We start from the raw sequence: 16,602 nt of genomic DNA, 5'->3' as shown, positions 1-16,602 counted from the left end.
ACGATCGCATGGAACATCACATCGATCTCCAGAGGATTGAACAGTGGTTCAGCGCAGCCTGAGTCGGCGCATGAGTCGCAGGGTTGTCAGTGTCGTCTTCAGCTGCTTCTCATACGGCAGACCCGCGCGGGCCGCCATCATCTGGCGCTTCTGCACGCCGATATTCACGCTGTCGGTGTATTTGAGCAGGCCCTGATCGCCGTGCCTGGTGCCGACGCCGGATTGTTTGACACCGCCGGACGGGGTGCCCTTGGCGGCATAGGTGGTCACGAAACCGTCGTTGATATTGATATTCCCGGCCTCGAGTTGGGCGCCGATTCGATTGGCGCGGGCCAGATCTCGGCTCCAGACGCTGGCATTCAAACCGTAGCTGGTGTCGTTGGCGAGCCGGATGGCCTCCTGCTCGTCGGTGAACCGGTAGACGCTCACCACGGGACCGAAGGTTTCCGCGGTCGCGTGCGTCATCTCGGGGGTGACATCGGTGAGGACCGTGGGTTCATAGAATGCCGGGCCGACATCCGGCCGTGCTTTGCCGCCGGTCAGTACCGTCGCGCCCTTCGCGCGGGCATCCTCGACATGCGCCGTGACCCGCTCCATATGCGGCGCCGAGACCAGCGAGCCGAATTCCGGTGTGAAGTCGTAGGCCGCGCCGATCTTGGCATTCAATTCCTGAGCCGCGGTGACCAATCGGCGCACGAATTCGTCATACAGCCTGTCCTGCACATAGATCCGCTCGATGTGCATACAGGCCTGGCCCGAATTCGCGAAGACCGCGAAGGACGCACCGGGAATCACCTCGTCGAGATTCGCATCGTCCAGCACGATCATCGGGTTCTTGCCCCCGAGTTCGAGACTGCAGCCGATGAGATTGCGGCCCGCGCCTTCGCCGACCACCCGCCCGGTCGCGGTCGAGCCGGTGAACATGACGAAGTCGGCATTGTCGATCAAGGCCGGACCAACATCGGGGCCCGCACCGCAGATGACCTGGAACAGCCCCTTCGGCAGACCCGCCCGGTACAGCAGCTCCACCCCGAACAGTGCGCAGAGCGCGGTCTTGTTGTCGGGCTTGAGTACGACGCCATTGCCCGCAATCAGCGCGGGCATCGAATCCGACAGCGCGATGGCGAAGGGGAAATTCCACGGCGCGATCACCGCGACGACACCTTTGGGGCGATGCTCCTCGGTCGACGTGGTGATCAGCGGCACCGGGCCACCGCGCCGCCTGGGCTTCAGCACCCGGCGTGCGGTCTTGAGGTAGTGGCTGATGACCATCGGGACGTCGCAGGATTCCTCGAAGGCCATCCGGCGGGTCTTACCGCAGCCGATCTGGATCAGATCGGCGATGGTCTCGTATTCGGCGATGATCAGGTCGTGTGCGCGTTCGAAGACCTCGAGTCGACGTTGCAGCGGCCAGGCGGCCCACTCCCGCTGGGCCGCTCGCGCGGTCGCATAGGCGGTGGCGACGTCCTCGGGGGTCGACTGCGGTAGTTCGCCGACCACGGCGCCGGTGTAGACCTCGACCATCGAATACGGATCGGCGGTGCCGGAGGCAGTGACCATGTCGGTCAGCCCGCCGATCAACGCTTCGGTGATCCGTGCGGGCAGCGCCGGTGCTGAATCCTTCTTGGCTTCGGTGGTATTCATCGGACCTTCTCCGTGCTGACGGCAGATGCTCTCGAATTAGAACACGTTCTCGGCGCGGCTGTCCGGGTCTTGATGGGGATGACCTGGTCGAATGCCTGCCGAGCCATTGTCAACCCACCTGATGATCCGGCGCGCGGCCCATCGTGAACTCCCGCGCCCAACGGTAGTCCGGTTTGCCGCTCGGGGCGCGCATGACGACGTCGGCGACCCAGATCTGCTTCGGCACCTTGTACCCCGCGAGATGTTTGCGCACATGGCGCTCCAGCGCGGTGAAATCCACCGGTCCGGCGCCCGCGACGGATACCACGGCCGCAACCTGCTGGCCCCAGCGCTCGTGCGGGACCCCGATCACCACGGCGTCGTAAATGGCCTCGTACGCCTTCACCACGCTCTCGACCTCTTCGACGAAGACCTTCTCGCCGCCGGTATCGACAACCATATTGCCGCGGCCGATCAGGGTCACCGAGCCGTCCGGCTCGGCCCTGGCGCGATCGTCGGTCACCACAATCCGGGTGCCGTCGACCGTCTTGAACAGCCGCTCGGTCTGCTCCGGGTCCTTGTAATAGCCGATCGGCGCCGAACCGGTCTTGGCGAGCCAGCCCTGGGAACCGGGTTCGACCTGCCGTCCGGCATCATCGACCACGATCACACCGCGTCCCCTCTGTACGTGCGGACCGCGACCGGGATTGTCGTCCTTCTGCGCGAAACCGATACCGCCGAAACCGGTTTCGGAGGAGCCGATGGAATCGGAGACGACCGTCGACGGAAACAGTTCCAGCAGTGCGTTTTTCACCGGCTGCGACAGCAGCGCGGCACCGGAGCCGATAACGCCGAGCGAGGATGCGTCCACCGGAGCGGCGCGATAGGCATCGATCAGCGGACGCGCCATGGCATCGCCGGTGATCACCATGATGTGCGGGCGACGGCGTTCAACCACCTGCCACACGCGCTCGGCGTCGAACTTGGGCTCGAAGATCACGGCATTGCCGGTCCACAGGGCGATGAAGGAGGGCATCATCGCGGCGGCGTGGATGAGCGGCGGCAAAACGAACCAGTTGCTCGGCTCGCCCGCCGCACCGACCCGGGACTGCTGATATTCGTCGGAAACCGGTTGGTTCGTAAAGAAGTCGATGCCGCCGCCGAGTACCCGCCACATATCCTCTTGCCGCCACATCACGCCCTTGGGTCGGCCGGTGGTGCCGCCGGTGTACATCATGAACAGGTCGTCGGACGTGCGTTCGATGGCGCGACGGATGGGCGAGCCCGAGCGCAGGGCCTGCTCGTACGCTGTGGAAAGCCCTCCCGGGGTGGTGGTATCGGTGGGAATGGGGGCGGGTGGCCGGTCGTCGACGATCAGCAGGTGGATCGACGGCGTTTCGGCCAGTGCTTCCCGGGCCGCATTCGCGTATTTCTGATGGCACACAAGTGCTTCGAGGTCGGCATTGTCGTAGAGGTAGCCGAGTTCTTCGACCCCGTAACGGTAGTTGATGTTGATCGGGACGGCGCGTGCCTTGAAACAGGCGATGAGGGTGGTCATGGTCTCGATGCCGTTGTGCATCTGGAAACCCACATGGGTACCGGGGCCGACGCCGATCGTGCCGAGATGGTCGGCGAGGCGATTCGCGCGGGCGTCGAGTTCGGTGAAGGAGAGTGTGAGATCGCCCTCGATCAGCGCGGTACGCTGCGGCATCGCGTCGACCGCATGTTCGAACAGGTCGGCGAAGTTGTGGGACATGGCAATTCACTCTCAGCCAATGACGGTGAGCGGCAGCGGAATGCCGCGGTTGGTAAAGGTGAAGGCGGCGCCGGACCGGGTGCGTAGTCGTAGGGGTTGAAGGTCAGGGGCCCGAGTGCGGCGTCCGTCATCGCGATAACCCGGTATTCGAGAACCAGTTCTCATCGATAACCCGTGTCGCGGCAGCGATGAGAGACACATAGCTGGACATGTGTCTGGACGGTACCATCGGCGCACGGGAAGCGACAGAGTTTTCCCTGAAAAATCCGTCATCGCAGAGCTGAACTTCGGGCTCGGTCTGCGCTACGGCGGTGGCTCTTCTTGGCAAGGGTCGGGGCGGTTTCGAAGGGTCATTCTGAAACGAGTTCTTGCGCCGATTCGGGCGCCGAGACTATATTCCATACACCTGTCCAGGCAGTATCGGAGCATGTATGAATGCGGCATCGCGCAGCGAATCGGTGAGCGGTGGCGGCCGGGCAGCGGGTGGACAAGACGTGAGCAAGTGAGGAACCCGAAACATGTCTGATGCTACAAAGATCCGGCCGCTGCGCGCCGACGCCATCGCCGCATGGGATTTCGAGGCGGATGTCGTCGTCGCCGGATACGGCATCGCCGGGGTCTGTGCCGCCATCGAGGCTGCGCGCGCCGGCGCCGACGTGCTGATCCTGGAACGCACCGGCGGCTGGGGCGGTGCGGCGGCCATGGCGGGCGGATTCATCTACCTCGGTGGTGGCACCCCCTTGCAGCAGGCGCTCGGCTTCGAGGACACGCCGGAGAATATGGAGACCTTCCTGCAGGCTGCGCTGGGGCCGGGACAGGACAGGGCCAAGATCGCGGACTATTGCCAGAACAGCGTCGAGCACTACAACTGGCTGGTTTCCTGCGGTGTGCCGTTCAAGCAGGAGTTCTGGGGTGAGCCCGGCTGGGAACCGCCGCACGACGAAGGGCTGATGTACTCCGGCGGCGAGAATGCCGCGCCGTTCAATGCGATCGCGAAACCCGCTCCACGCGGCCATGTTCCGCAAATGGCGGATAAGAAGATCGGTGCCAAGAGCGGCGGCTACATGCTGATGAAGCCGCTCGCCGATACCGCCGAAAGTCTCGGTGTCCGTGTCGAATACGACATCCGGATCCGGCGGCTGGTAATCGACGAGACCGATCGGGTGGTCGGCGTCATCGCGACCCGCTTCGGCAAGCAGGTCGCGATTCGCGCCGAACGCGCGGTTGTGCTCGCCACCGGCAGTTTCGCCTACCACCAGCAGATGGTCGAGGGCTATGCGCCGCGGCTGATCGGGCGGCCCGCCGCCGCCATCGAAGAGCACGATGGCATCGGCATTCTGGTCGCGCAGGCGCTGGGCGCGGAGTTGGCGCATATGGACGCCACCGAGGTGGCGTTCTTCGGTGATCCGCAGCTGTTGGCGCGTGGCATTCTGGTCAACGGGCGCGGTCAGCGCTATATCCCGGAGGACACCTATCCGGGCCGGATCGGGCAGGCGACGCTGATCCAGCAGGAGAATCAAGCATTTCTGATCATCGATGAGGAGTCGCTCGAGGCCGCGCTGGCCACGGTGACATCCACGCCGTTCTTCCGGCAGCCGCCGACCTGGGTGGCCGAGACGGTCGCGGAGCTGGAGTCCGATATGGGGCTGCCGGAGCGCGCATTGCAGGGCACCATCGACTGCTACAACCTGCACGCCGCCGATGGCAAGGATCCATTGCTCGGCAAGAAGCCGGAGTGGGTCAAGCCGATCGGCACCCCGCTCGCAGCCTTCGATATGCGCGGATTCACCGCGGGGTTCACCCTCGGCGGGTTGCACACCGATCTGGACTCGCGGGTGCTGCACGTCTCCGGCGAACCGATTCCCGGCTTGTTCGCCGCGGGTCGCTGCACCTCCGGGCTCTGTGCTGGTGGCTATGTGAGCGGTGCGTCCCTCGGTGACGGCAGCTTCTATGGCCGGCGCGCCGGTCGGGCCGCCGCAAAGTAGGATCTGGACACATGTCCGAAGGCGAGTCCATCATCCTCGAGGCGACCCGGCGTCGCCTCACCGAGAAGCAGGCCGACACAGTCGACAAGCTGACCAGGGCCGCAGTGGAAGTGCTTGCGCGCGAAGGCTTCGCTGGGATGACCGTCCGCATGGTCGCCGCGGCGGCCGGCGTCGGCACCGCCACGGCATATACCTACTTCTCCTCCAAGGAACACCTCGTCGCCGAGGTCTTCTGGCGTCGCCTGCTCGCCAGCTCGGCTCCGGTCAGCGATGACCCGGATCCCACCATCCGGGTCATCGCCGAACTCCGCAATATCGCCATGCTGGTCGCCGACGAACAAGAACTCTCGGGTGCGGTGACCAGCGCCCTGCTAGGCCGCGATCCGGATGTGGCTCACCTGCGTGCGCGGATCGGGATGGAAATCCGCAAACGGCTGGTGCGCGCCCTCGGCCCCGACGCCGACCGGGACGTAGTCGAATCCCTGGAACTCGTCTACGCGGGTGCCCTGGTCCGCGCGGGTATGGGCTATGCCTCCTACTCCGAAATCGCCGACCGCATCGAGAAATCGGCGCTGCTCATCCTGAAGTAGCGGCCGGTCCCGGAATTTCAAGCGCGGCGATCACGGCCGCATTAGACTTATGCAAGTGGGCTTGCCGAATTTTTCGCTATCATGCTAGCGTGATTCGTGATCGCGGAGCAGCCGACCAGGAAGGTCCTCAAGGCACTCAAGGAGGCCGGTTGGTCCCCGCTGCGCGATGGTGCGGGTAGTCACACCATCTACGGGTGTCCGACCAGCAAGCACGACGTGAGTGTTCCGGATGGCCACCGCACCATTTCGCCGGGTGTGGTCCGCACCATCAACAGGGCCGTTGACTCCTGCGATTGCCCGAAGGAGGAACAGTGAGTAAGGCTGTCACCTACGACATTCACGCGAGCCGCGTTGGGCGATGGTGGGAAATCACTATCCCTGATGTGTATGGGCAAGATCCGTGTGGACAAGCACGGCATCTGACCGACGTCGGCTATGAGGCGCGCACGATTATTGCCGCGAAGCTCGATGTTCCGCTTTCTCGGGTCGAAACGCATGTGATTGTCGACGACTTCGGCGACGCGCATGACCTGCAAATGCGCACCGAACGCATTGCCGAACTTCGTGCGGAAATCGACCGCCTGTCGAACCAACTCAATGCTGAACAGCGTGCTCTCGTGAAGGAGCTCCGGCGCGAAGATGTTCCCGACGTCGATGTCGCAACTCTGCTCGGTGTAGCGCGCCAGCGAGTCGGACAGCTGGCCAAGTGATACCGACAAGGACTCGGCCATCGGCCGCGGGTCTTCGGTCTGGCGGGTCGGAATAGTTCTAAGGGTTCATTGTGACCTCGACGGTTGGGGGAGGTTCCGGATGGCGCGGGCGCGCGAGACCCGACAGACTGGGTTGCATGACTTCGCATGCCCTGGGTGCCGACCTCGAGCAAACGGCTGCCGCCACTACTGTGGCGGCTCGCGCCGTCGACCTGGTGAAGATCTATGGTCACGGTGATACACAGGTCAGGGCACTGGACGGGGTATCGGCCGAGTTCATGAAGGGGGAGTTCACCGCGATCATGGGGCCGTCCGGATCGGGCAAATCGACTCTGATGCACTGCCTGGCGGGCCTGGACAGCGCCAGTACCGGAACCGTGCGGATCGGCGATACCGATCTCGCCGGACTCTCCGATAAGCAGATGACCCGGCTGCGGCGCGATCGCATCGGCTTCGTCTTCCAGGCCTTCAACCTGGTGCCGACGCTGACCGCGCAGGAGAACATCACCCTGCCGCTGGATATCGCGGGTCGCAAGCCCAACCAGGACTGGCTGGATACGGTCATCAAGCGGCTCGGGCTCACCGATCGACTCACGCACCGGCCGAGCGAACTGTCCGGCGGGCAGCAGCAGCGGGTGGCGTGCGCGCGGGCGCTGGCCGGTAAGCCGGAGATCATCTTCGGTGACGAGCCGACCGGCAATCTGGACTCGCGCGCCTCGGAGGAGGTGCTCTCGATCCTGCGCGCGGCGGTGGACGAATTCGAGCAGACGGTCGTCATCGTCACCCATGAGCCGCATGCGGCGGGATATGCCGACCGGGTGGTGTTCCTCGCGGACGGTCGCATTGTCGACGAGTTACGCGATCCGACTGCCGAATCGGTGCTCGACAAGATGAAGTCGCTGGAGCAGGCGTAATGAGTGGTAAACCGATGCGCAAGGTGGTCTTGCGCAATCTCGCGGCGCACAAGGTGCGCCTGGCCTTGACCCTGCTATCGGTGGTACTCGGCACCGCGTTCATCGCAGGCTCATTCGTGTTCACCGATACGCTTCAGCGGACCTTCGACGGGATCTTCGCCAATCAGGCCAAGGGCGTCGATGTGCGGGTGAGCCCGCAGAAGCTACAGGCGCAGGGCATTCCGCTCAGTGTCGTCGATCAGATCTCGAAGATGGATGGGGTGCGGTCGGTCGCGCCGAGCGTCAACGGACCGCTGGTGCTGCTGTATCCGGACGGTAAGAAGGCCGTACAGACCGGTGGCGCACCGACTTTCGGTCAGTCCTACCTTCCGCCGGATAAGGCGGTCGCCGAACCGAATAAGTTCGTGCAGGGCGTCCCACCCGCGCACGAGGGCGAAATCGCGCTCAATACCGGTGGCGCCGAACGCGCGGGTCTGCATGTCGGTGACAAGACCAAGGTGCTGATTCCCTCACACGGCAACCCGATCGACGTCACCCTCACCGGAATCTACGAAGTCTCCTCGGATACCGGCGGATTCATCGGCGTGCTGTTCGACGACGCACAGGCGCGCCAGCTGTTCACCGACGGCTCGCATGTCGCCTACGTCGATATCGCGGCTGCCGGTATATCGGCCGACGAATTGCGCGACAAGATCGCCAATGTCCTGGTGGATTACAAGGTGCAGAACGGCGATCAGGTGCGCGTCGATCTGAAGAAGGAAGTCTCCAACGCGCTCAACTTCATCAACTACTTCCTGCTCGCCTTCGGCGCGATCGCACTGATCGTCGGCACCTTCATCATCTACAACACCTTCTCGATGATCGTGGCCCAGCGGTTGCGCGAGCTGGCGCTGTTGCGCGCCGTCGGCGCGAGTCGACAACAGGTCGGCCGATCCGTTGTGGTGGAGGCGCTGGTCATCGGATTGATCGGCAGTGCAATCGGTTTGGCGGGTGGCATCGGTCTGGCGTTCGGACTCTCGGCACTGCTCAACGCGTTCGATCTCGGCCTGCCGACGGGATCATTGACGGTGCTGCCGCGCACGGTGATCGTCGGATTGTTCATCGGGCTGCTGGTGACGGTGGTCAGTGCCTATGCGCCCGCCCGCCGCGCCGCCAAGATCCCGCCCGTGGAGGCCATGCGCGAGGAGTTCGCCTCGACCGGTGAGTCGCTGCGGCTGCGGACCGGGATCGGCTTTGCGTTGGCCGTCGCGGGTGTGGTGCTCGTGGTACTCGGTGCGCAGAAGACCGGCGGCCATGCCGCGTTGACGGTCGGGATCGGCGCGCTCGGCCTGATCTTCGCGGTACTGCTCGCGGCGCCCGCGCTGTCGCGGCCAGTGGTGGGCGGTCTCGGGGTGCTGCTGCGGCCGTTCGGACCGATCGGCCGGATGTCGCGCAATAATGCCGCGCGCAACCCACGGCGCACTGCCGCGACGGCTTTCGCGCTCACCCTCGGTCTGATGCTGGTGACCGCGATCAGCATGCTCGGCGCATCGGCGAAGGCCAGCGTGAGCGTGCTCGTCGATAAGGGGGTGAAGGCCGACTATGTGCTGGCCGGACCGCAGATGATCGGTGTGCCGCTCGGCGCGGGTGATGCCGTGCGCAAATCGGTGCCCGGGGTGGCGGATGTGGTCGGCTTGCGCGGCGTCGCGCTCAAGATCGGCGACGAGCAGATCGGCGGCACCGAATTCGACGGCTCGCCCGACAGCGTCATCAACTACGACATGATCAAGGGCACCAGCACGCTGGGTGATCACGATGTGATGGTGTCGAAGGAGGAGGCCGATAAGCGCGGCTGGAAGGTCGGCGATCAGGTCAGCGTGACGAGCCTGGGGTTCAAGAAGATTCCGGTCAAGGTGGTCGGCATCTACAAGAAAACGCCGCTGCTCGGCCAGCTGGTGGTGTCGCCGGCCATGTACGAAGAGGTGATGCCGGCCAACTTCCGGACCAACCTGTTCATGTTCGTCAAGGCCAAGCCCAGTGCCGATCTGACTCAGATGCGGACCGATCTGGAGAATGCGACCGAGCAGTTCGTCGTGGTTCAGGTGCAGGACCGGGAGGAGTTCAAGGGCGCGCAGGGCAAGCAGATCAATACGCTGCTCGCCATCCTGTACGGACTGCTCGCGCTCGCGGTCGTGATCGCCATTCTCGGTATCGTCAATACCCTTGCGCTATCGGTGGTGGAGCGGCGTCGGGAGATCGGCATGTTGCGTGCGGTCGGTATGCAACGGGCGCAGGTGCGCCGGACCATCTATCTGGAATCGATGCTGATTGCGGTCTTCGGTGCGATTGTCGGGATGCTGCTCGGACTCGGTCTCGGTGTCGGCTTCCTGCGGACTCTGCGTGACATGGGTATCGACGAGATCGCCATCCCGTGGAACCAACTGGTGCTGGTGCTCATCAGCTCGGCCGTGGTCGGTGTGCTCGCCGCGCTGTGGCCGGGCATCCGGGCCGCCCGTACGCCACCGCTGGCCGCCATCGCGGATCTGTAGGTCTACCTCGGGAAATAGCAGGCGTTCCACTTCGCCGCCAACGCACGGGAGGTGTCGCTCGGCGCAGTGGTTCCGATGCCGCCGCCGACCGTGACTCGGCATACACCGAGGTCACGCAGGTCATCGAGGAACAGTGCGTTGCCGGGTCAGGCCGATCCCCACATTCGATGCCGAATTCCGCGGCCGAGCGTTCGATGAACGGACCGGCATCGAGCGTGGTGCGCCACTCGGGCGGGATTCCGCGGCGGCTGTCGCGGAATCGACACCATCCACGAACTGCATGGTGATCCACAGCTGTGTCTGTCAGATCACAATGTGCTGAGCCTTGCTAACGACTGATGCTACGTTAAACGGAGGTTGTTACTCCGTTTAACGCAGATGGCGGCCGGGGTTGGATGGGGAAGGAGGCCGCTGGCAATGGTGGCAGTGGGTCTCGGTGGTCCGAACGTGGATTTTTCATCCGCGTTGCGCGGCATCGCCGAGAAGATGAGGGCGGTGCGCGGCCGCGGCGGCGATGCGGTTCGACAACTCGCCGTGACCACCGTGCTGTATCTGGCCTATCGGGTCGGGCGGATGAGCACCGCCGACAACACCGTGGATGCACTCGGCAATGCCAGGGCCATACTCGAATTCGAGGATAGGCTCGGGCTGCCGGAGGAGACCACGGTGCAGGCAGTATTCCGGTATCGGGATTTTCTTGCGGTACCGGCCAATTTCTATTACGCCACCGCACATTTCACGGTGGCGGTCGGAGTGCTGTTGTGGCTGTGGGTTTTCCGGCCGGAGCACTATCGCTGGACTCGCAATCTGATGGTGGCATTGACTGGAGCCGCGCTGGTGGTGCATGTGCTGTTACCGCTCGCACCGCCGCGCATGCTGCCCGAATACGGATTCGTCGACCTCGCTGCCTTGTATGGCCAATCCGTCTATGGCTCACCGGATTCCGGCGGGCTCTCGAATCAGTTCGCGGCAATGCCCTCGCTGCATGTCGGGTGGGCCTTGCTACTGGCCTTCGCCCTGGTCGCGGCGACCCGTAGTTCCTGGCGATGGCTGGCGCTCGCGCATCCGGTACTCACCACGGTGGTTGTGGTCGGGACCGGCAATCACTACTGGCTCGACGCGATAATCGCGGTTGTGCTGCTCGGGTTGGCAGCGCTGCTGCATCCGCTGGTGGTGCCTGCCTCGGCCACGGCGTGGGGTGTGATGGGGCCGGTGGGTCCGCAGCCGGTGCCGACACGGTGACTCAGTTGGTTCCGGCATTCCGGTTGGCCCAGGCTTGGATATCGCCGCGATCCAGGGCCAGGGCGAGCAGGTCCGGGAACTTGTCGGGGGTGCAGGCGAAGGCCGGGATGCCGAGGGCGGCCAGAGCCGCGGCGTTGTCGTGGTCGAAGGCGGGAGCGCCGTCGTCGGAGAGGGCGAGCAGGACGACCACCTGGACGCCGGATTCCCGCATGGCATTCACGCGGCGCAACATCTCCTCGCGGATGCCACCCTCGTAGAGATCGGAGATGAGGACGAACAGGGTGTCGGCGGGGCGGGTGATGAGGGATTGGGCGTAGGCGATGGCGCGGTTGATATCCGTGCCGCCGCCGAGTTGGGTGCCGAAGAGGACCTCGACCGGATCGGCGAGTTGTTCGGTCAGGTCGACGACCTCGGTATCGAAAACGACCAGGGACGTTTTCAGCGAGCGCATGGAGGCCAGCACCGCGCCGAAGACCGAGGCATAGACCACGCTGGAGGCCATCGAGCCGGATTGATCGATGGCGAGGACGACATCGCGGCGCACCGCCTGCGACTTGCGGCCGTAGCCGACCAGGCGTTCGGGCACCACCGTCCGATGCTCGGGGAGGTAGTTGGCGAGATTCTTGCGGATGGTGCGATCCCAGTCGATATCGCGCAGCCGAGGTCGGGTGACGCGGGCGGCGCGATTCAGCGCGCCGGAGACGGCGGCGACGGTATGCGCGGCAATGCGCTGTTCGATTTCGCGGACCACCTTCTCGACCACCGTTCGCGCTGTCGCCTTGGTGGTTTCGGGCATGACCCGATTGAGGCTCAGCAGGGTGCCGACCAGGTGTACATCGGGTTCCACCGCTTCCAGCAATTCCGGTTCCAGCAGAAGTTGGGTCAGATTGAGGCGATCGACGGCATCGCGCTGCATGACCTCGACGACGGTGGATGGGAAGTAGGTGCGGATATCGCCGAGCCAGCGGGCCACCTTCGGCGCGGAGCCGCCGAGTCCGGCGGAGCGCTTACCGGAGGTCTGGTCGTCGGTGTTGTAGACCGCGCCCAAGGCTCGGTCCATCGCCTCGTCGTCCGCGGAACCCAAACCGCCGAGGGGTTGTTCGGCGGCGGTGCCGAGTACCAGACGCCAACGCCTGGCCTGGGTTTCATCGATCGCGTTCATCCGGTCACTCCGGGGAGGTAGGTGACGGCAGGATGCCGCCACATCGTGGTTCGGGCCGGGTGCGGTATTGCCGGATCGCCTTCGGCTGCTCGCGGACTGCCTCCCGTAACCGCGGCATCGGACGCTGCGGCGAGGCGAATTCGCGCGCGTGGTGCTGCCGGACCGGCGGGCGCAATTCCCGACTGTCTCGGGTCCGTGTAATGCGCCCGCGACCGGGTCTCGGTGCGTTGCGCCATCCCGACGCTCCCGAGAGTCCCGGCGGCGATGGGCATCGAAGGCTGTGCCGACGCCGATGTACCTCGCGGCGAGCTGAATTGGCGTGGGTCGCGCGGACTCATACCCGCACCCCCAAGATATCCGCGACCGTGCGCATGGCGACGAGTCCTCGTTCCACATCGAAGGTCGCGCCATCGTCGGCCCGCGATGCGCCGCAGCCATCGTCGCGGACCGCCTGGCCGATGGCGCGGCGCTCGCCGGATTCGAAGGCCCCGAAGGTACGGCGGAGCAGCGGCAGGATTTCGACGAACATATCGTCACCGAGTCCGCGGAGCCAATCGTCGATGAGCCGCAACAACTCTCGGTCGTGGACCAGCAGCAGACCGCGACCACCGAGGAACCCGTCGATCCAGGCGGCCTTGGCGGCGGCGGTATTGCCGATCGAGAGTGCGGCGGAAAGCCTACGTGCGGAATCGGATTCGTCGATGCGACCGGCATCGGCGAGCAATCGGACGGCGCGGCCGACGAGGGCGCCGTGCACGTCGTCGCGATCCGCGAGGCGGTGCAGGGCGGCGAGCCATTCGCCGCTGGCCCAGTCGTTGTCGCGGGTGTGGATGGCAATGTGCGCGGCATCGAGTTGGGTGCGGAGTTGTTCGGCGGCTTCGGTATCGAGGCCGGTGACCGCGCCGGGCAGGCCGGCGCAGATCCGCACGAGCAGACCGTCGGCGACGTGGGTGAGTGTCTTGGTATCGGTGCCCCGGACGTCACCGTAGCGCAGCGTGCGGGTCAGGTTGGGGAGGGCGGCGAGCAGATGGGTTATGTCGTGGTCGAGTGCCGCGGTCGATTCCAGGCGGGTGATCAGGCCGTTGATGGCGTCGCCGAGGTCGGCGAGGAATGCGACCTCCAGTGCGGCGGTGAGCTTGCCGACGGTCCGGTCTTCGCGAGCGGCGGTATCGAGGATTTTGGCTTCCGCCGCGGTGCGGATGGTGGTGCCCCAACGGGAGGCCTCGATGATCGAGACGGCGAATTCGGGCCGCCACCGCAGGGTCCAGGATTCGCGGAAGGTGCCGGTGCTGCGTACTTCGCCGGTTGTCGGTGTGCCCCACTCGATTCCGAGTACGCGCAACCGGTGCAGCAGCCGGGAGCGCTCGACTTCGCGCTCCTTGCGCAGGTCGAGATCGAGATTGCGGGACAGGGCTTCCTGCTTCAGCCGCAGCGTCCGGATCCGGGCACGCAGATCGGCATCCAGCGGAACGGTCGGCGTGCCATCGGGAACCGCGCCGAGCGCCTCGCCGACCACCAATTCGGACGCGACGAGCCGCAGCATCGTCTCGTCGCCCGCGCACATCACCGACCGCACCGCCTCGGTGACTTCCGACAGCCCGGCCAGCGGCCGAGCTCGCAGCGCCGCGAGTGTGTCGGCGAGCCGGACGGATTCGATGATGTGTGCACTCGAGACCGGCAGATCGTGCGCGCGCAACACCCCCGCCACCTTCGTCAGCCAACGCGCGATCGGCTGCTCGGTCTCGGTGAACAGGTGGTGGTACCAGCCCGGTGAGGGGATTCCGGCACCGTATCCCGAGGTCGTCGCCAGCCGGGAATGCGTCCACGGCACCCAGGTCACTGTCGCTTTCACCTTCGCAAGACCCTTGAGCAACTTGGTATCGGCCGTCGCCGGCCCCAACTTTCCGGCCAACACCGGTGCATGCCACGCCCCGCACACCACCGCAAGCCGCTGCGCTCCCTCCTTCAACGCCTTACGCATCGTCTGTCGCATATACGCCTCACGCCGCAAGGTGTGCGCGTCGATGCCGATGGGCTCACACTCGGCATCTTCGAGCCGGACCGCTTCGCCGACTGTGTCGCCGCGCGCCGGGTTGTCGCTGGCCGATCTTTGTGCGGCATGGCTTGGCAGGTCATCGGATGCCGGGCGCGAGGTAGGGACTCGACCCCCAGCCGCCGCGTGTGCGCTGTTGGTGTCGATCTCGATCGCTGCGTCGTCGGTCAGCGGGTTGTCGCTGACCGACCCATCATGTGCAGTGGACGCGGGTTCGTTGTCGGGCTCGAGCGCCTCGCCGCCAGCGCCACCTAGGGCCGAGCGATCACCCAGCGGGATATCGCGCTCCTGGTCGGGCGATTGCCCCGGCGAAGGGTCTTCGGTTGTGGCCGTGGCAGTTCCGGGTGTGAACATGCCTCGTTCCGTGGCTTCGCGCAGCGCACCCATCGCCTCGGTGATCGCTTCGAAAGCGTCCGCGTCGGCGGCGGATTCGACCACCGCGTCCCACCAGCGTTCGGCATCGTCGTAGCCAGCGGTGGCGGCCAACTCGGCGAGCGGGTCGATGCGGTCGCCTGGTTCGTTCTCGGCGGCCAGGACATTGGTCGCGGGCAGATCGCAGAACCGTACCGGAACCTCGTGTTCCACCGCATAGCGCAGCGCCTGCCATTCCGGCGAGAACACCGCGTACGGCCAAAACGCGGCCCTGGCGGGCTGGTCCGGCACATAGGCCAGTAGCGCGACGGGCGGCGACATTCCCTCGGCCGCAACGTAACCGACCAAGGGGTCGGCATCGGCCGGGCCCTCGATCAGAATAGCGTCGGGGCGAAACTGCTCCAGCGCGGTGCGCAGGGATCTGGCCGAGCCCGGGCCGTGATGGCGGATGCCGAACACCCGGGTCACCGGACCTGTCGGGGCGGCGCTGCGTTGGTCGTCGTCGGCCGTGTTCGTCTTGCTCACTGTGTCACCCCCCGGTTGCACATGCGGTGCGTTCGAATCAGTCGGCGGCCTTGCGCCCTCATCCGGTGACCTCGCGGCAGGCGCGATAGAAGTCGGACCACTCCGGGCGTTCGCGCACAACGGCTTCCAGATATTCGGTCCAGATGACGGCGTCGGCCACCGGATCCTTGATGACCGAGCCGAGTACCGCGCCCGCGATATCGGATGCCCGCAGGGTGCCATCGCCGAAATGCGCCGACAGGGCAATGCCATTGGTGATCACCGAAATCGCCTCGGCGGTGGAGAGCGTGCCGGACGGGGTCTTGAGTTTGGTGCGGCCGTCGGCGGTCACACCGGAGCGCAATTCGCGGAATACCCGCACAACTCGGCGCACCTCCTCGGCCGCGGTCGGAACCGTCGGAAGTTCGAGTGCGGAGCCGAGCTGTTCGACCCGGCGGGTCACGATGGCGACCTCCTCGTCCTCGCTGGCTGGCAGCGGCAGCACGACGGTATTGAAACGGCGGCGCAGTGCGGAGGACAGGTCGTTGACGCCACGGTCGCGGTCATTGGCGGTGGCAATGACATTGAAGCCCTTGGCGGCCTGCACCTCCATCCCGAGTTCCGGTACCGGCAGCGTCTTTTCGGACAGCACGGTGATCAGCGCATCCTGCACATCGGACGGAATACGGGTGAGTTCTTCGATCCGGGCGATGGCACCGCGACGCATCGCGGTCATGACCGGCGATGGCACCAGCGCACCTTCGCTCGGCCCCTCCGCGAGCAGCCGCGCATAGTTCCAGCCGTAGCGGATCGCCTCTTCTGCAGTGCCCGATGTGCCCTGTACGAGCAGCGTCGACGCACCGCCGATCGCCGCCGAAAGGTGTTCCGATACCCAGGTTTTCGCGGTGCCAGGCACGCCGAGCAACAGCAGCGCCCGATCCGTCGCCAGCGTCGCGACCGCCACCTCCATGAGGCGGCGCGGTCCGACGTACTTGGGGGTGATCACCGTGCCGTCATCGAGCGTGCCACCGAGTAGATAGGTGACCACCGCCCACGGCGACAGTTGCCACGACGGCGGCCGCGGCCGATCGTCGATCGCGGCCAGTGCGCGCAGTTCCTCGGCATAGGCCTGTTCGGCATGCGGACGCAACAGCTCCGGCATC

General features: G+C 65.4%; 12 protein-coding genes. 7 read left to right on the top strand and 5 right to left on the bottom strand.

Annotation, left to right across the window (positions count from 1 at the left end; translation table 11 throughout):
- Window positions 1-48: 48 nt before the first annotated feature.
- Window positions 49-1,644, bottom strand: coding sequence for a succinic semialdehyde dehydrogenase (locus AB0J29_RS13240; protein ID WP_364784079.1), 1,596 nt, complete (start codon window positions 1,642-1,644; stop codon window positions 49-51).
- Window positions 1,645-1,753: 109 nt separating this feature from the next.
- Complete coding sequence (locus AB0J29_RS13235) at window positions 1,754-3,379, bottom strand: acyl-CoA synthetase (RefSeq protein ID WP_364784076.1); 1,626 nt, start codon at window positions 3,377-3,379, stop codon at window positions 1,754-1,756.
- Window positions 3,380-3,897: 518 nt separating this feature from the next.
- On the opposite strand from AB0J29_RS13235, the gene AB0J29_RS13230 reads away from it, so the two are divergent.
- The 7 genes from AB0J29_RS13230 (at window position 3,898) to AB0J29_RS13200 (ending at window position 11,348) form a co-directional block, all read left to right on the top strand.
- Window positions 3,898-5,364, top strand: coding sequence for an FAD-dependent oxidoreductase (locus tag AB0J29_RS13230; protein ID WP_364784073.1), 1,467 nt, complete (start codon window positions 3,898-3,900; stop codon window positions 5,362-5,364).
- Window positions 5,365-5,375: 11 nt separating this feature from the next.
- Complete coding sequence (locus AB0J29_RS13225) at window positions 5,376-5,954, top strand: TetR family transcriptional regulator (RefSeq protein ID WP_364784070.1); 579 nt, start codon at window positions 5,376-5,378, stop codon at window positions 5,952-5,954.
- A 96-nt stretch (window positions 5,955-6,050) separates the two neighbouring features.
- Window positions 6,051-6,269 (top strand): type II toxin-antitoxin system HicA family toxin, encoded by a 219-nt coding sequence (locus tag AB0J29_RS13220; protein ID WP_364784067.1) that lies wholly within the window; start codon window positions 6,051-6,053, stop codon window positions 6,267-6,269.
- A complete protein-coding gene (locus AB0J29_RS13215; protein ID WP_364784064.1) occupies window positions 6,266-6,664 on the top strand; it encodes a hypothetical protein in 399 nt (132 codons plus the stop codon). The genes AB0J29_RS13220 and AB0J29_RS13215 overlap by 4 nt, the downstream gene beginning before the upstream one ends.
- A 137-nt stretch (window positions 6,665-6,801) precedes the next feature.
- Window positions 6,802-7,578: an ABC transporter ATP-binding protein gene (locus AB0J29_RS13210; protein ID WP_364784061.1), complete on the top strand. Its 777-nt coding sequence runs from the start codon at window positions 6,802-6,804 to the stop codon at window positions 7,576-7,578.
- Window positions 7,578-10,106, top strand: a complete 2,529-nt coding sequence (locus tag AB0J29_RS13205; RefSeq protein WP_364784058.1) for an FtsX-like permease family protein — start codon at window positions 7,578-7,580, stop codon at window positions 10,104-10,106. Before AB0J29_RS13210 ends, AB0J29_RS13205 begins: the two co-directional genes overlap by 1 nt.
- A gap of 417 nt (window positions 10,107-10,523) precedes the next feature.
- On the top strand, window positions 10,524-11,348 hold the full coding sequence (locus tag AB0J29_RS13200; protein WP_364784055.1) for a phosphatase PAP2 family protein: 825 nt from the start codon (window positions 10,524-10,526) through the stop codon (window positions 11,346-11,348).
- 1 nt (window position 11,349) lies between these two features.
- Here the strand turns inward: AB0J29_RS13200 and AB0J29_RS13195 are convergent, their stop codons facing one another.
- The 3 genes from AB0J29_RS13195 to AB0J29_RS13185 form a co-directional block, all read right to left on the bottom strand.
- Window positions 11,350-12,510, bottom strand: a complete 1,161-nt coding sequence (locus tag AB0J29_RS13195; RefSeq protein ID WP_364784052.1) for a VWA domain-containing protein — start codon at window positions 12,508-12,510, stop codon at window positions 11,350-11,352.
- Window positions 12,511-12,844: 334 nt separating this feature from the next.
- Entirely contained in the window at window positions 12,845-15,403 is a 2,559-nt protein-coding gene (locus tag AB0J29_RS13190) for a DUF5682 family protein (RefSeq protein ID WP_364784318.1), read from the bottom strand.
- Between the two features lie 115 nt (window positions 15,404-15,518).
- Entirely contained in the window at window positions 15,519-16,601 is a 1,083-nt protein-coding gene (locus AB0J29_RS13185) for an AAA family ATPase (RefSeq protein ID WP_364784315.1), read from the bottom strand.
- Window position 16,602: the final 1 nt, after the last annotated feature.

Origin of the sequence: Nocardia sp. NPDC049707 (assembly GCF_040674855.1) — a bacterium.
Classification (GTDB): domain Bacteria; phylum Actinomycetota; class Actinomycetes; order Mycobacteriales; family Mycobacteriaceae; genus Nocardia.
Note: the sequence above shows the minus strand (reverse complement) of the source record. Positions and strands in the feature narration are given on the sequence as shown.

Coding starts and splice junctions, on each gene's coding strand:
- AB0J29_RS13240 (WP_364784079.1), bottom strand. CDS start 1,644: ATGAATACCACCGAAGCCAAGAAGGATTCAGCACCGGCGCTGCCCGCA.
- AB0J29_RS13235 (WP_364784076.1), bottom strand. CDS start 3,379: ATGTCCCACAACTTCGCCGACCTGTTCGAACATGCGGTCGACGCGATG.
- AB0J29_RS13230 (WP_364784073.1), top strand. CDS start 3,898: ATGTCTGATGCTACAAAGATCCGGCCGCTGCGCGCCGACGCCATCGCC.
- AB0J29_RS13225 (WP_364784070.1), top strand. CDS start 5,376: ATGTCCGAAGGCGAGTCCATCATCCTCGAGGCGACCCGGCGTCGCCTC.
- AB0J29_RS13210 (WP_364784061.1), top strand. CDS start 6,802: ATGACTTCGCATGCCCTGGGTGCCGACCTCGAGCAAACGGCTGCCGCC.
- AB0J29_RS13205 (WP_364784058.1), top strand. CDS start 7,578: ATGAGTGGTAAACCGATGCGCAAGGTGGTCTTGCGCAATCTCGCGGCG.
- AB0J29_RS13200 (WP_364784055.1), top strand. CDS start 10,524: ATGGTGGCAGTGGGTCTCGGTGGTCCGAACGTGGATTTTTCATCCGCG.
- AB0J29_RS13195 (WP_364784052.1), bottom strand. CDS start 12,510: ATGAACGCGATCGATGAAACCCAGGCCAGGCGTTGGCGTCTGGTACTC.
- AB0J29_RS13185 (WP_364784315.1), bottom strand. CDS start 16,601: ATGCCGGAGCTGTTGCGTCCGCATGCCGAACAGGCCTATGCCGAGGAA.